The 16,893-nt window shown below is 40.3% G+C and carries 8 protein-coding genes; all 8 read right to left on the reverse strand.

The window, feature by feature from the left end:
* Nucleotides 1-42 precede the first annotated feature (42 nt).
* Nucleotides 43-2,247 carry an alpha-galactosidase gene (locus tag J4N24_RS12795; protein WP_207534083.1) on the reverse strand — a complete coding sequence of 735 codons (2,205 nt, stop codon included), beginning with the start codon at nucleotides 2,245-2,247 and terminating at the stop codon, nucleotides 43-45.
* Nucleotides 2,248-2,269: 22 nt separating this feature from the next.
* The gene (locus J4N24_RS12800; RefSeq protein WP_242691610.1) at nucleotides 2,270-4,609 is read right to left on the reverse strand and encodes a glycoside hydrolase family 95 protein; all 2,340 of its coding nucleotides are present in this window, start codon (nucleotides 4,607-4,609) and stop codon (nucleotides 2,270-2,272) included.
* 34 nt (nucleotides 4,610-4,643) lie between these two features.
* Nucleotides 4,644-6,992, reverse strand: a complete 2,349-nt coding sequence (locus J4N24_RS12805) for a GH92 family glycosyl hydrolase (RefSeq protein ID WP_207534084.1) — start codon at nucleotides 6,990-6,992, stop codon at nucleotides 4,644-4,646.
* Nucleotides 6,993-7,000: 8 nt separating this feature from the next.
* Nucleotides 7,001-8,845, reverse strand: a complete 1,845-nt coding sequence (locus tag J4N24_RS12810) for an SGNH/GDSL hydrolase family protein (RefSeq protein WP_207534085.1) — start codon at nucleotides 8,843-8,845, stop codon at nucleotides 7,001-7,003.
* A 164-nt stretch (nucleotides 8,846-9,009) separates the two neighbouring features.
* Nucleotides 9,010-10,230: a DUF4998 domain-containing protein gene (locus J4N24_RS12815; protein ID WP_207534086.1), complete on the reverse strand. Its 1,221-nt coding sequence runs from the start codon at nucleotides 10,228-10,230 to the stop codon at nucleotides 9,010-9,012.
* A gap of 20 nt (nucleotides 10,231-10,250) precedes the next feature.
* Complete coding sequence (locus tag J4N24_RS12820) at nucleotides 10,251-11,483, reverse strand: DUF5000 domain-containing lipoprotein (RefSeq protein ID WP_207534087.1); 1,233 nt, start codon at nucleotides 11,481-11,483, stop codon at nucleotides 10,251-10,253.
* A gap of 31 nt (nucleotides 11,484-11,514) precedes the next feature.
* On the reverse strand, nucleotides 11,515-13,431 hold the full coding sequence (locus tag J4N24_RS12825) for a RagB/SusD family nutrient uptake outer membrane protein (RefSeq protein WP_207534088.1): 1,917 nt from the start codon (nucleotides 13,429-13,431) through the stop codon (nucleotides 11,515-11,517).
* A 7-nt stretch (nucleotides 13,432-13,438) separates the two neighbouring features.
* Nucleotides 13,439-16,735: a SusC/RagA family TonB-linked outer membrane protein gene (locus tag J4N24_RS12830; protein WP_207534089.1), complete on the reverse strand. Its 3,297-nt coding sequence runs from the start codon at nucleotides 16,733-16,735 to the stop codon at nucleotides 13,439-13,441.
* Between the last annotated feature and the right edge of the window lie 158 nt (nucleotides 16,736-16,893).

The following is a 16,893-nucleotide window of genomic DNA, read 5'->3' on the forward strand; positions in this document are numbered from 1 at the left end:
CAAGTTCTGTATTTCCACAGAACTTGCTTTTTGGCATGCATCCTATTTCGCCTCTTCCAATTGCAGAACAACACTCGTTCTTGTGCTATTAACCTGAGGGTTAAATCCGACATCCATTAAAAAGTTTCCGGAAAAAATGGTTTCAGAATTGATGCTTGACTTAGTACCAGGATATAGATTAATTTCCCTAACACGGTATTTTTTGGCAGGATCCAATCCCTTCAACCTGATCGGCGTTTTGCTGTTTTCTGCATACCGGTTACTTACCAGGTAATTGAAGATTACACCCGAAGTTTTTGCCTCATTAACATAGGCCATAGACGCAACACTGTTCTCTCTGGGGTTAGATAACCGATACTGGTTTCCATGCCATATAATATCCTTCAGAACATTATAATTTTTAATTGCTTGCTGACAAAACTTTAGATCATTTTCAGGAAGCTTGCTCACTACAATATCAAATCCCAACTTACCCATCATTGCTACATCAGTGCGGAATTTAATAGGTTGCTTTCCCCAGTCTGTTACATGATTGGACGAGCTGATGGCAGGGTAGAAATAAGAATACTCCCACTGAATAAAAATTCGTTCAAGCGGATCTGTATTATCACTTGGCCAAAACTCGGTAAAATATTGAAGGGCTCCATAATCAACGCGACCTCCCCCACCGGAGCACAACATCATTGGCGTATTAGGATATTTAGTACGAATACGTTTTAAAACAGAATAAAGACCACGCATGTATTCAATGTAGAAATGCGATTGGTTCTTAAGATAGGCAGAATGAGCATTATAGATCACCGCATTACAATCCCATTTAATATAAGCGAGCTTAGGATTTTTAGTAAAAAGATCATCCACTACATCAAATACAAAGTCCTGAACTTTCGGGTTAGCAAGATCTAACACTAACTGATTGCGAAAATAATGTTCGTCCCTGTTTGGTTGCTTCAAAACCCAGTCAGGGTGTTTTTCATATAACTCACTCTTAGGATTTACCATTTCAGGTTCGATCCATATCCCAAATTTCACTCCCTTGGCATCAGCCTCTTTAACTAAAGAACCGATACCATTTGGTAATTTTTTCTGGTTCTCCTGCCAGTCGCCTAAACCGGCATGATCATCATTTCTAGGATACTTATTTGCGAACCAACCATCATCCAATAAAAACATATCAACACCAAGCTTCTTGGTATCCCTGATCAAATCTGAAAGCTTACTCTCATTAAAGTCGAAATAGGTTGCTTCCCAATTGTTCAACAAAGTCAACCGGTTTCCTTTTCCATCCAACAACTTATAATTCCTTGCCCAGCTTTGTAGCTTCCTACTTGCAGCCCCCTTCCCTTCAGTTGAAAAGGTATAAAGAAAAGCGGGAGTTGTAAAAGCTTCACCAGCTTTCAGCGTATAAGGAGACGCATAGTTGTTAATACCCGCAACGATGCGAAGGTTATCCTGATAATCTAACTCGAGGTCAATTTTAAAATTTCCACTATACTCCAAAGCTCCGTACAACACATTTCCTTCATCCTCATTGGCGGGACTGTCCATTGAAATCATAAAAACTGAAGGCTGAAAGAGATTTGCCCGGGTACCGAGTTTAGAGTCCAGTGTTTTTATTCCATGAGTTAGCTTACTTTCTTCGGGTTGCATTTCTTTTGCCCAATCTCCGTGATACTGATTCAGCCAGTAAGACTTCGCCTTCAAATGAAGATTGGCAGATGCATATTTGTGCAAGGTCACATCCCCTTTTTCCTCGTGCCTTATCTCACTCCATTGCTCTACAACATCCTCTTTGTAATAAGATTTGTAATAAAGTATCACCTGAAAATCATAGACAGGGTCCTTTAATACTATACTAAGCAATGAAATGTCGTCACCAATTTTAGTTTCTTTGTGACTCACATAGCGAAGGTCAAGAGAATTATTTCCATCACTATGCGTTACAGATAGCGCTGGCTCTACCAGATTACGGGAACCCGATGGTGTGTAGACGGAGTTTAAAAGCTGGGTGTAATCCTCTGTCTGCTTATACATACCGCTAACTAACGGGTACTCGTTGATATCATTTAACTTCTTGCCAAAGAAAATAATGTTCAAATCCTTGTTCTTGCCAGCCTCCAGTACTAACGCATTATTCTGCGTTTGAATAGGAATAATAGTTTGTGCAGAAAGTGGACTTGACTGCTGTGCAACCAAGAGAACTGCCACACTTACCAGCCTCTTAATTGTATTGGTACTTAATTTCATTTCTTAATGCTTTATTTCCCTCTTATATTTTCTTTGACAATACTTCTGTAACCTTTCCATTCACTTTCAACTTTACCTTTTTTGCGGTTGGAGAACTAATGTTATACTTTGTAATTTGTCCATCTTTCCAACTGAAACCAACGGTAAAGTTTCCTCTAGCCTTCAAACCCTTCACTTCGCCATAAGCTTTCCAGGAATCAGGAATAGAGGGGATAAGTGCGATATAGCCATCATGACTTTGGACCAGCATTTCCGCAATTCCTGCAGTTGCTCCAAAATTTCCGTCTATCTGAAAAGGAGGTCCTGCTGATAGTAAATTTGGATATACGCCACCACCTGCTCCATAATTAATGTCAGTTTTTAGCGTCGGTTTCAGCAACTCCCTCAGTAGTTTAAAAGCACGGTTACCATCTTGCAGTCTAGCCCAGAAAAGCAATTTGTATGCAATCGTCCAGCTAGGTCCATCGTCACCACGAACATTTAAAGACTTTTTCGCTGCTTCTGCAAGGGCTGGAGTTTGATTAGTAGTGATTAAAGTTGCTGGATACAGTCCGTATAAATGAGAAATATGCCTGTGCTGAGGATCCGTTTCACGGTAGTCCTCTAACCATTCCATTATTCTTCCATCTTTCGAAATTTGTCCTACAGGTGGTAGCTGCTTCATTTTTGCTTCCAGCATTTGCCTGAATGCTACATCCTTTCCCAACACTTTACTTGCCGTGATGACGTTACCAAAAAGCTCACGGACTATCTGGTTGTCGATAGTTGGTCCCATTGAGATGCTTGCACTTTTACCATTGGGCAGGAAGAAACTGTTTTCAGGGGAAACAGAAGGTGAAGTGACGAACCAATTATGCTTTGGCTCCTTAACAAGGGCGTCATTATAGAATTGTGCCGAGCCCTTTAGAATTGGGTAAATACTTTTCAGGTACTCTTTATCACCTGTGAAGGCATAATGATCCCATAAGTTATTACAAAGCCATCCCGAACCTGCATTTGATGCCCCCCATGATGCACTTTCGCCTGGTTCAGTAAAGCCCCAAACATTTGTTATAACATGTGCAATCCAACCATCGGCATTATAATAAGCTTTTGCTGTTCTTTCTCCATTTTTAACCATTCCACGAACTAGTTCCGCAAGAGGAAGATTTAGTTCCGAAAGATTAGATACCTCCACAGGCCATTGGTTCATCTGTATGTTCACATCCAAGTGATAATCGCCGTTCCACGGTGTGTTAATCTGATTTGCCCATAATCCCTGTAAGTTAGGAGGCAATAATCCAACTCTTGTACTACTAATGCTAAGGTATCTACCAAACTGATAAAACAAGGCTGGTAGTGCTTTATCTGCATTAGGATTGTTGTAATAAAGACTTAAGCGTTTATCAGTAGTTAATCCACTGTTTTCACCTTCTCCCAGGTCAATGCTTACTCTTGAGAACAGTTTCTGAAAATTTTTTATATGCTCCTGCTTCTGTTGCTCATAGTTTTTCTTGAGGGCGGTGTTCAAATTCTTTGAAACTTTCTGAGCAAATCCTGGATCTTTAAATTCTGTACCAGCTGATATATAGATCAGGATCTCGCTGGCATTACTTATTTTAATAGAATTGCCACTGGCTTCTTGAGACCCATCTTTTACTACAGCTTTCACTCTGGCAAGATATCTCATCCCCTTGCCATCCGTTCCATTATCCAGCTGTCCACTCATCACCAGATCACCATCCAGCACTTTAGTTTCAAAGCGTTCCGCTCTCGTAAGAGTCATGCTGCAATTCAATTTTCCAGCTTTAGAGGAGATAATTCTAATCACACCTACGTCATCCCCAAAACTCGTCAAGTATTCTTTGCAGTAATCAATTCCATTAATTGTATAAGAACTATTAGCTATCGCAGTGCTTAATTGCAATTCCCTGCTATAGTTTTGGGGATCCCGACCTCCTTTTTCAAAATCAAAATTAAACTGCAATTCTCCTAATACCTGAAACTTTCCATACTGTGCACCCCCGGACCCTGGCCCCTTACATACAAACTCTTTATTTACCAGCTCCTGGGCTTCATCATTCTTACCCTCCATGATCAGTTTTCTTATTTGAGGAAGAACTTTATACGCTTCATAGTTATTGGCATCCTGGGGGCTTCCCGACCATAGAGTAATGTCGTTGAGAGTTACTTTTTCAGTTGATACTCCGCCATCAGGAGTCATCCCCAGCCGGCCGTTTCCCAAAGGGAGAGTTTCCTCCCACATTTTGGCAGGCTTGTCGTACCATAATTTCAGAGCCTTATTCTGAGCCTGGCATACTTGAGTGATAGTAGCAAATAATATAAAGGCGCTAATTATCCTTTTAATGATCATAAATTTCATTCAACTAAGTGTGTGGTATTATTAATTCCTTTTTTCAATTTCTACGTCCGTAACCTGAATCGATGGCAAAAAAACCGCTCATAAAAAACGCGTTAAGCAATGGCCTGCTATCTTTTGCTGTGCCCCAGCTTTTATTGGGCTTAGCTCCCATAAATAGCTCCAACTTCCCTCCTTTTCCTATATCACCCTGAGTAAGAAATGCATTATTATAGGTCTTTCCATTAAGCTTGGCTGCCTGGATATAAATATTTTTCCTGGAAGCATTATGGGCCTTCACCTGAAATTTTCTGTTGTTTCCCAGGTCTATAATAGCACTTTCCATTGCAGGGGAGCCGATAACATAAACACCACTTGCAGGATTAACAGGATAAAATCCCATAGCACTAAAGACGTACCATGCCGACATTTCTCCACAATCATCATTTCCAGCATAACCAGAAAATGAGGTATTGTATAAATCGTTCATTACCCGTGCAACATAGTACTGAGTTTTCCAGGGCTGACCAACGTAATTATATAAATAGGTTACGTGATGGCTTGGCTCATTTCCGTGCGCGTACTGACCTATAAAACCTGAAGCATTTCCATTAACCTCTTCAGGTTTTGCATTCAATGTGAAGAAGGCATCAAGTTTATCAGCAAAAGCTTTATCTCCTCCGACAAGACCGATCAAGCTATAGAGATCCTGCGGCACATACCAGAAGTATTGCCAGGCGTTTCCCTCAGTAAAAGGATTACCACCATTGGCCCCGTATTTCAAGGGGTTAAAAGGCTCTATCCAATTCCCCTGGTCATCTTTAGCTCTAAAAAAGTCGGTTTGTTTATCGTAAAGATTTTTGTAGTAAGAAGCTCTTTTGGTAAACAGCTCATAATCATCTTTTTTTCCAAGCTTTTTGGCTAACTGAGCAACGCACCAGTCATCATAGGCTATCTCAAGCGTTATGGATACTGATTGACTTTGCTTATTTTCCGGCATGTAACCGTATTTCTCCCAAATACCAAAAGGAGAATTAGGATGATCTATTATGGAGGAGCTTTTTACAGCTTCATAGGCTTGATTAATGTCAAAACCCTTAATCCCCTTTAACACAGCATCTACTACCACAGGAATGGAATGATTACCAATCATACAATAATTCTCCTGCCCCCATAATTGCCAGATTGGAAGATATCCATAGGTTTCGTATTGCCTCAGCATGCTGTTCACAAACTTCCCACTCCGCTCGGGCTGAATAAGTGTATAAAGCGGATGAGCAGCTCGATAAGTATCCCAAAGGGAGAAAGTTGAGTAGTGCGCCTTATCCTCGGCTCGCTTTATCGTATAGTCGGCAGCCATATAATCGCCGGAAACATCCGCGATGTTGTTTGGTTGCAAAAGCGCATGATATAGGCTTGTATAAAAAATCTGCTTTCGCTCCTTTGATCCTTCAACTTTGATTTTACTTAATTCCTTTTCCCATTTTCCCTCAGCCTCCTTAACTTTTATGTCAAAGTCCCAGTTCGGAATTTCGGACTGAAGGTTTTCTTTTGCATTTTCTATGCTTACTGCAGATAAGCCTACTTTAGCGAGTAAAGGCCTGGCATCTTTAGTTTCAAAGTCAAGGATAGCCCTGAGATCAGTGCCATTAATTACCTTTTGATTAAAGTACTCCGTCCCGCCTTCTACAAAATCGTTACCTTTAATAGGTTTAGAAAATTCAATATGGAAGTAAACCTTTCTTAGCTTCGCCCAGCCCGTAATCATCCTATAACCCTCTATTGTAAAATCATTTACCTGTTTAAACTGAGCATTTACAATACGGCAGTTCCAGTCGGGCTTTTTTAGCGAATGATCAAGATCAATCACCACATGAGCCTTGCTGGTTTGCGGAAACGTATAACGATGAAAACCTGCATGTTCCGTAGCCGTAAGTTCGACCTTGGTTTCAGGATCTTGAAGAAAGACGCTGTAGTAGCCAGGCCGCGCCGACTCCTGATCATGAGAAAATCTTGAACGATAACCGCTGCCAGGTTGAGAAGGATTACCCGCTCTGGTTTTTATTTCCCCGGTTATAGGCATCATCAGGACATCAAATAATTCAGCAACGCCTGTTCCACTGAGGTGTGTGTGACTAAAACCTGCAATGGTATTATCATTGTGATCATATCCGCAGGCCGCGGACCAATCAGGAGAATCTCTGGTGTCCGGACTTAATTGAACCATCCCGAAGGGTACTGTTGCTCCAGGAAAATTATTTCCTGACAAACTGGAAGTAACAGCGCCGGTGCCTATAAAAGGGTTAACGTAGCTTGTTGCTTTCTCAACAGGCTTCTGAGCAATAGCGCTGATTGAAACCAGGCAGCTGATATTAAAGATCGTTATGTATTTGGAAGCTGTACTCATCAACTTACCTAATTTTCGTTTATAAGAAAGTTGACTATCCGACAGGCATTGCCTTTGCTCTTACTATTTTTCCTTTCCGAAATACTTAGAGTTAAGGTATGAGAGCCCTTTTTCAAATCGCCTTGAAACAAGATGTACCAGGGTAAATGCAACCAGCTGCTGTGCTCGGTATATAAATCAATCTCTTTTGTAGGACCCTTATCGATGGAATAGGAAACAACACCTGCATCAGCTCCGGAAACGATGGCCATACCTACTGCCGTTCCTTTAAATGGAAGGGTTAGGATACTACCTGCTTTTTCCGCAACCAGCATAGGTACATTTACAAATCCATCCCTTGTAGAGAGATTATCGGAGGGTTTCCAATTGGAAACGTATGTCCAATTGCCATCTGTTTTTGCATTTTGGATGTTGTAGTAATGACCCTTACTAAAACTCAAAGTATTTAGAGATTGAGGCAGCTGAACTTTCGAGATGCGTGAATAGGCCCTAGTTTGAAATAGACTCTGCAGAAGACTTTTGATCGTCGCAAAATATAGCTCCTGACCAAACGGAGAAGGGTGAATATCCTTGAAATCGTCGTTCCAGGAAAACTCCTTATTTCTGATCTTATCAGCAACCTCTTTAGCAAGGTTAATGGAAGGTAAATTATAACGACTGGCGACGAGTTCATGATTTGCTACTTCAAGCGGAACCCTTCCATTGTTATAATCCACAGTTTTATAAGTATCAGCAAACGACATCATGATAATGTTTATAGCAGGATTAGCCATTAGGGCCTGTCTTACTATTCCTTCCAATGCACGAACTTCAGTTACACTGTCGATGCCACTTCCTCTATCGTTCACAGCAGCCTCAAGAAACATTAAATCAATTTTACCTGAATCTAGTAAATCCTTCTGCAAACGGAATGTATGTGCAAGACTTCCTAGAGATGGTATTGCCGCCTCTATAAAACGAAATTCTGTTTCAGGGAAAGTTTCCACAAGGTACTGGCTTACTTTTTCCCGCCACCCTGGATTGTGTGTGATAGATCCACCAACAAAACCTACGGTTGCCTGCTTCTTTGCTTTAAATAGATGGAATGCATTATCAATACCTCCTCGTATATTTATGTATTTCTTATAATTAAGTGGTGTATCTACGGGATAAGAATTTTGATAAATAAAATCAGCAAAGTCAGTAGCTTTTTTAATAGGAAAATGATGTCCATCTAATTCCTGAGGGCCGTTACTAACAGGATACACTGCAGCTGGTCCCCCAGCCGCGATGTATTTTTGAATAAGTATAAAAGTATTTTCAGATGAAGGGACAAGCCTATCATCGTATCCCACCACATGCAATAGAGGAACCTTAAAAGAAGCGAGCCCTTCAAGATTATCAATAGGATTATCTGTAAACTTCAGCAACCTCTCTTCTTTAAGGCCATAGGCCGCCTGCAACTTAACCCACTCTTGTCTATCTCCCGGCCCTATACCTTTGCCTCCTGGCCAGCTTTTAAAATCGCAAATCGGAGCCTCTGCATAAATGCAGCTCACCTTATCCGGATTTCTCTTTGCCCAGCCATAAGCATATAACCCTCCGCGACTTATAGCTTCCAATGAAGGCTTGACTGCAAATCCCTCTTTGCTTACAAGGTAATTGTAAAACTCATCCCATACTTGCATTGCATAAGGACTTCCAAACTGATCATCTACACTAACATAAGCAACATGAAACCCTCTGGTTAGAAGAAGACTGTCCATTTCAGTATGCCAGTCGGGAAAAGAGGCTCTCCAAACCCAGGGTTTACCGGGAAGAGGATTGGAAGGTTTGATAAAATAGGCAGAGTGCGTTGAGATGGTAAAATTCACCCTCTCGAACCCCTTCCATTTTGAACTATTTGCTTGGCAAAAACAGTTCAATGAATAAAGGATGAAAAAAATAATTAAGTGCTGTCGCATGGATTAAATAATGGAGGAGAGTGAATGGAAAGAGTCCGAAGATGCCCTTTCCATTATTTAAACTAACCAAAAAACTATTGTTTGTTCCAGAATGTAAGCTCACTCATATTAGTATACCATCCTTCGTTGTTTGAATTGTGCTTAACGCGGATTCTTATATACCTAACAGGAGGTGGATTTTCCATTAAGTTTACCTTAAACGGTGCCTTACCGTCGTCAGTCCTTACAACTTCCTTCAAAAGCACCCATCCTTTTGCAATCGATTCATCTTTCCAGCCTCCGTCATTCCCTTTTAATGTTGTAGCCGCTCCGTTAAGATCTGCTCTACCCCAAACTTCAAAATTGTCTGGATTGTGGCAGCAGTCCCGACCTGTTTCTTCCAGCCGACCTAAATTGTTGTATACACGGCCAAGATCAATAGTAAAGTGAACAGGCATATAATCTCCTCCATTTGTATGGAAAACGTTACCCCAGCCCTGAGGGCCAACACTTCCATCCCACAATTTTTCATAGCTGGCACCTGAATCCCAAGGCTGAGCATCATTGGGAAGTTGAACAGCCTTGAACAACGACTTATCACACTCAACGTAAGAGTACACATGAGGAAAATTCTCATAGTTAGCTACGTAAAAGGTGTCTAAAGATCCCTGTGCTGGTATGTAAGAAGAACGGTACTGTATTTCTGTTCCAGGTTTAAAATCATCCAGCTGAATAGAACTTTCGTTAGATAGCAATTGCTTTTCTACAGATCTCCCGGCTTTGTTAACATACTTAATTGTAGTAGCAATATTAATAGTATCAGGAGAACCAAAGTTAAGCGTAAGGCGTCCAGTGTTATCATCCAACACATAAGGACTACTCCCATTAAAGGCCCTGTTTAAAAGTCTTGCCTCATAGATACTACCATAAACCTTAACATTATTTACTTCCAGGGGAATAGACTTGTTTCCGTTCTTATCGAAAGAATAAATTGTAAAAGAATAAGTGTACTCGTTCAGATTTGGGATTACTACCTTTATTAGATCGTTCGTGTTATGCGAAGTTGCATTCACAGCGATAGAGTCACGCATATTATTCCAATAAACAATATATTTTGTAACGCTAGGATCCGGACTTGGGTTAAAGGAAAATCCTACCCTGTTTTTACCAGGCAGCACGCTCACTTTGGCCATGCGTCCGGGATAGACAACCTCTTTATTATTTAAGAAGGATTTAAATTCAGTATCTTCCTTACTGCAGCTGTAAACAATTATCCCGAGGATAAAGAAAAGTGTTACACGATATATCAATTTCATGTGTTAAATTCTTAAAGTTGTTAATCCGGATCTCCAAAAAATGTCATTTCCATTACGTGGGCGAAATCTCCGCCTGACCACGTATCGGATACTGCAAGCCGCAGATATTTAACTTTTGGTGCAGTAAGTGGCAGATTAAAATTTACGCCTCCTCTAACAAAAGCCTCATCCTGAGGAGTTGCAGACGTGCTTGGATTTCCCGAAGGAGGGTCTGGATAATGATAGTTAGCTAAATTTACCCAGTCACCCACAACTGTTCCAACTGGTGCTGTTCTCGGTAGTACTGCATCTTTAGGTTGGTCTTTAGCAGATCCCCAAAGAGCAAAGTTTTTTGGATTCCCATGGCCGTAGGCAAATTCATTATAGCGTTCGAACATGATAAAACGGCTCAATTTTACACTAGCACCTAATCCAAATGTGGCAACTATAGGAAAACCCTTTCCGGAGTTAGTATGCCATCCGTTCCCGTCGATCTTTCCGTCCCATAAATAAGGTAGCTCCCACCCATACCCAATTTCTCCATCTGTTGGAAGTCTGTAAGCAAAGAACTTACTTTTATCTAACTGAGTTTCCGGCAGTGGTGTGATAGTTTGTACAGTTGTGTCCGACTTATTTCCAAACTTATCTGTAACATAATAGGCGAATTTCCTAGGAACTGCTGTGTAGCCCCGAATCGAATAATCAACATCAGTACTCTTTGTAAAATTCTGATCAACTACATCCAGTTGGTTCGAAGCTTCATCCAGCGTAAGAAAAATAATTCCCACCGCCTTTTTGGCGTTATTAGTTGCTTTAATATTTACACCACCAAAATCAGGAGTAAGCGCAATTGAAGGTTTAATCAATAAATAGGGTGGAGTTAAAGGATGAACCTTTATAGTGACTGGATCAGACATAACATTGGCCCGGGATACTGCATAAAGGGTAACTTCGTAATCCTGACTTTTCGCAAAACCCTCAACAGTAATGGTGTCTGAATAGTAACTTGACTTGTTTTCAAGATTTTGAAAATCGTTAATCTTGTATCTGGCAAGAACATACAGAAGATTCTCAGAATTCGGTAAGGTGTACGTAATATGAGCACCACCGTTAAAGTTTTCGACTTTAACATTTGTTAAAATGCCCGGCTTGCTTTTATCGTTTGAGACAGGATCGTTATACGCATCGATGCGTTCACAGCTTGTGCTTAAAATACTCAATAGGCCAGCCAAAAGCAATAACGTTTTGAAGCTGTTTATAAGATTCTTTATCATTTTACTATATAATTTGTAAAAAGTCGATTTTTTACCAAAATGGATTCTGAACCAGGTTAGGGTTAATAACAATGTCATTATCCTTGATAGGCCACAAATAATCTTTTACTCCAAATACAGGGTTAACTAATGTTCTAGGTCTGTAAAAGTTTATTGCGTCTGCTTCGTATACATTCCATCCCTGTAGTGGGGTTCCCAACACATTTTGAAGTTCTTTCCATCTACGAAGATCCCATCCTGCCTGCGCTTCAAAACAAAGCTCTATTCTTCTTTCCTGATGAATAATATCTCGCATCCCCTCCTTTGTATTGATCTTATTTGGATTTCTAGAGTAGGTGGTCCAGGCCGCTTTTACTCCAGGTAGTCCGGCTCTTTCTCTTACTAAATCAATATATTTAAACACGTCAGAATTAGCTGGCCCGCTAAATTCATTTAAGCATTCAGAATATAGAAGATATAAGCCTGCAAGACGAATTAATGGAAGATGAAAAGGAACAGGCGTAAAATTTTCGTCATATACTGATAAATAATTTACCAGCTTTTTAGGCCAATATCCTGTCACATTTAACCTGATCATATCTTTTGGTCCTGCAAAAGAGGTGCTTCCACGCGATTGTACATAGTACGCGTTATTCTGGTCGTACCTCCCATTTCCGAACCATATACCTCCATCAAATGCAATGCTGGCATAAAAACGAGATTCACGATTAAAGTGAGCTCTCACTGTTTCGTATCCCTCTTTTACATAGTATCTAGTAGCTGCATCACCTGTTTTTATCGAATACCTATTAGTATAATCCCAGGTTTTATCTTCGTTTATAGGAACTCCTTTATCTGTATAGAACATCTCCTGTGTTTGAATAGGAACAGAAAAAGTAGAAGGGTTAGAGAATACATTGATAGTTGCTTTCTGAGTTAGACGAGGTGTAGCAAAACCTTGATAGTCAAAGGTTGGACTTTGAGGCCATACCGTCTCAGGATTTTCATCCCATTTCTCTGTTACGGAGTTCTGAATGGTTAAAACCTTCTTTAACTCGTCAGACAGCTGCCCAACCGTTGCAGGTGGGAGATAAGAATATAGTTTCATTCCCTGAGCTTCGCAGATTGTGATTGCAGCAAGACTAGCATCTGCAGCTTTCTTCCATTTCTGAGCATCAAAAGATGTCGGGAATAAATTAACGCCATTTTTGTCCTTAAAAGAAGCATAGTCGGGATTTCCATTAAACAAAGGACTTGCAGCAGTTGCAAGTACTTCCGCTTTTAAAGCCAGGGCAATTGGACGGGTAATCCTTCCGAGTTCACGTGCTTGATTTGAAATAATCAAAGGTAAACCAGGAGTAGCTTCATCTAATAAAGCAACTATATAATCAACAACCTCGTCAACAGGTGCTCTTTTAACTCTTATTTCATCAGTACCACTCGTTATTTCAAGATTTTCCCGAACCAGAGGAATGGGTCCATACATTCGGAATAAGCAGTAGTGATAATAGGCTTTAAGGAACTTAGCTTCCGCTATCCACCTTTGCTTTTCTGATTCAGTTAAATCTATAGGTTTATCTATATTCTCCAGCATCGTGTTACATAATCTTATCGACCTGAAAAGACTATAACTTCCATTTTCCCCATCCCACCTGTTAAGGCCCGGATTGGAGGAGTTTTGTCTCCCTTTTATTAAGTTGAAGCCAGTAACATTGAAATCTAAATAATTGGTCAGATTTTCAGGATAAATAATTTCACCGGAAGTAGTAAAACCAGGATCTGAAGCAACATTAGACTGCCTTTGCAAATAAGCATAGCAGCTGAAAAGATAATTTTCCGCTTCATTTCTGTTTCTAAAGGCATACTCTAACGTTCCTAAATTATCAGGAGTAACGTCTAAATACTTTTTACAAGATGTGCCTGATAATGCCAGCAATAACAAGCATATATATTTATAATATGATTTCATATGGTAATTACAAACTAACGTTTACACCAATGTTGTACACCTTCTGGATGGGGTAAGCAAAGCCGTTCCCACCCTGTTCCGGATCCCACATCTTAAAAGGACTCCAGGTTAAGAGATTAAGTCCGTTCATATATATCCGGCAATTATTTAACCTTATACTCTTTGCAAGTCGCTTAGGCAAAGTATAACCTAATTCTAAAGATTTAAGACGAACCAGGCTTCCGTTACGCATCCACCATGTACTGGTTTGCAGGTTATTTTCGATATCAGCTTTATTTAAACCGAGGCGAGGATAGAGAGCATACAAATCCTGATTTTGTTCTGACCAATGATTATCAGCAAATTCTCTCATCAACTGCGTGTTTCCCCATACCCAAGCTTCTTCACTCGGGACAAAAGGACTTACTTTCCTAGGGTCAATAAAGAAGGTCATTCTTGCCTGGCCTTGAAAAAATGCAGATAGATCAAAGTTCTTGAATCCCGATGTAAAACCTAAACCATAAACTATTTCAGGCGATTGAGGAAAACCAATAAAAGCTTGATCTGCGCCGTCAATCTTACCGTCGTTGTTCAAATCTCTGTACTTAATGTCACCTCCCTTCGGGGCTTTTCCATTTGCTGAAAATATTTGAGAAGGAGAATTTGCTGCTTCCTTGTCATCCACAAAGAGTCGTTCTGCTATGTACCCCCATGCCCTGTTTATTGGCTGACCTGAAGTATATCTGTAAGATTCTCTCCATTGCGGTTCCTCATAATTCACATACTTGTTTTTGGTAAATGTGAAGTTAGAGATTAGGCCGAGCCTAAGGCTTCTTCCAAGACTTCTGTTAAAATCCGCGTGAATGTCAATACCCTTTGAATTAGCTGTTCCGATATTCGCACTTACATCAGGTTTTCCCTGATAAATAGCCTCTAGCCCCATTGTGGTAGGTAAAGCTGCGCGGGTCATCAGAATATCCTCACGATCATTATTGTACACTTCTGCAGTGAGGTTCAAGCTATTGAAAAGTGTTAATTCCAGGCCAATGTTCGTTTGTTTTGAAGTCTCCCAGGTAATATCTCTATTTTCGTAACTATTGATGTATACCCCACTGCGAGTATATCCGCTAGTCCCGAAGGATGCATAGTTTCCTCCACCATTTAAATTCACATCGGGCTGGTAAAAGAAGCGTTGGTTACCTATTGCGTCGTTACCTACAAGACCATAACTAGCACGGAACTTCAGTCGGTCAATAACATGCGTGATTCCACCTTTCCAAAAAGCTTCATTAGATACTACCCATCCCCCACCAATTGTTGGAAAAAAGCCGAACCTATGATTCTCGGAAAAACGCTCAGATCCATTGTACCCAAAATTCGTCTCAAGAAAATACTTGTTCCTGTAAGAATAGGTTAAGCGACCTGCGAGACCTAAGTTCCGATACGGAAGTGCATATTGAAGAGTGGCAACTGTATAATCAGTTTTAGGGTCTTTTTTATTCGAATAGAGGGTTTGTTGCGCCGTTGCAATAAGAGTAGAATTTATGTTGTGGTTTCCAAAAGTCTTATCATAATTTACAGAACCCTGGAAATACAAATACGTGTCAATATTAGGTTCTCCTGCACGGTACTCCAGATATTCCCTTGCGTCTCCAGGCTGACTGTTAAGCCAGTTCAAAGAATATTCTCCGGTTGTCCTGTTGTAGTTTTGAGCAGAATAATAAAAGGGTCGATAAGACATCTGGGAATCAAAATACGAATGACGGTTGGTGCTAAAAATACCTCTGGCAGTTAATCCCTCAGTCAAAAAATCAAGCTTTTGATTCAATTCCAATTGAGCAGACATTCTCGACTCTGAAGAGTTTTTATGTCCCCTAAGTAGCGCAGCATAAGGATTATTATAGCCAATTACTGTTGATCCACTGGTAGTCGGTAATCCTGCATTTCCAAACAATATATGCTGTGCATTTCGATTCGCTTCATCAGGTGGGAAAAACGCAGGAAATTCTACAGGACTAGTGTGAACAGCAATATTATAAAGATCTGTCGAAAAGCCTCCATCAGCAGAAAGAGGGCCATTATATTCATTGAAGTTACCAGAAAGGCGAACAATAAGTTCTGTCTTCTTCGTTAAATCGATGTTAACATTTGAACGAAGCTGGTAATTCTGAAATTTAACGTTGCTGTTGTTATTATTACGGTCATCTTCTCTTAAAATACCATTATCAATATTATATGAGCCAGCTACATAGTATCTGGCAACACCCCCTCCTCCACTTACGCTAAGATTTGCTCTCTGTGTTGTAGTTCTTTTCTTGAAGAGCAGCCCTAGCCAATCTACAGCTGGATATACATAAGGATTAGATCCAGGATCTTTGTTTACTGTCGCTTGAGTGTTTCTTATATCATTTGGAGTGAATCTTGGATCGCTCGTAACGTCTCTTGTAAGGATAGCCTCATTATATAGGTTCATATAAGTAATGGGGTCGGCCAGCTCTAAAGTTTTTGCAGACTCTGAAGATGAGTTCTCTAAACGGAAACTAATTTTTGCCTTACCCTCTTTTCCTTCCTTCGTGCTTACGATAATTACTCCATTAGCTCCTCTTGCTCCATACAATGCAGTTGCACTTGCATCTTTTAAGATGGAGAAGCTGGCAATGTCATCGACTTGAAGACGGGCAAGATCAGATGGAGTTAGTTCCACATTATCAATTAAGATTAAAGGATCTCTCTTATAACCGAAAGTTGTAACGCCACGAACAAAGAATTCAGAGTTATCTTGCCCCGGCTGCCCGCTCCTTTGGTATCCTATAACACCCGCTACCTGACCAGCAATAGCATTTGTTAAATTACTGGCAGGAATTTTTAAATCGCCAGGCTTTACAGTTGTAACAGAGCCAACTATTGCTTCCTTACGTTGCTTAGTTCCATAAGCAACCACGACAACCTCATCAAGTTTACCCGAAGCTTTTAGTACTATATTTAGAATTTTGTTATTAGCACTTACGGTCACCCTTTGATCACGGAAACCCACATAGGTCACTCTCAAAACTGTCCCTGTCTCAACATCCAGTACAAACTTTCCGTTTAGATCTGTATTTGTTCCAACACCCTTTTTGTTTTCAGCGATAATGTTTACACCTATAAGCTTTTCTCCAAGCGAATCAGTAACGGTTCCTGTAACTGTAATTTTTGGAGTCTGAGCAGATGCACTAATACTTAAAAGATTAATAAATAAGAACACAATCCAATAAAGTCTGGCCGCAGGATCTCCTGACCTTTGAATGGTCAGCAGTGGCCACTTTAATTCGAAAATCTGTTTCATAAATTTCGTTTCATAATGGTTAATTGTTCAGCAATAAATTTGTGAAGAACTGAGAATTACATGTTTCAGCTGTCTCCTCATCTTGGTTAAATGATATTTCAAATGGTTAGTTATCGAGAAGATTTGAATCTCGGTTAGTAGAGTTCCACTCTTAATGT

The sequence above is a fragment of the Desertivirga arenae genome (genome assembly GCF_017355785.1).
Taxonomy (GTDB): domain Bacteria; phylum Bacteroidota; class Bacteroidia; order Sphingobacteriales; family Sphingobacteriaceae; genus Desertivirga; species Desertivirga arenae.